This window comes from Methylobacterium sp. AC690 (assembly GCF_979256535.1).
On record NZ_CEEDOX010000133.1, the window covers coordinates 1 to 237 of the forward strand.

At 75.1% G+C, this 237-nt stretch carries 1 protein-coding gene; it reads left to right on the forward strand.

The annotated features are described in order from the left end of the window. The coding region (locus AC0IY1_RS25595) for a pseudouridine synthase (protein WP_471773380.1) at positions 1-237 on the forward strand (237 nt) is incomplete at both ends.

Here is a 237-nt window from a genome sequence, read left to right on the forward strand (position 1 = left end):
CCGCGGCCGGCCCGCGAGCGCACGCGCCAGTGGATCTACCCCCAGCCCCGCGGCCTCGTGACCACGGCGCGCGACCCCGAGGGGCGCCAGACCGTCTTCGAGAACCGGCCCGAGGACCTGCCCCGGGTCGTCGCCATCGGCCGCCTCGACATCAACACCGAGGGGCTGCTGCTTCTCACCCACGACGGCGGCCTCGCCAAGGTCATCGCCCATCCGGATACCGGGTGGCTGCGCCGC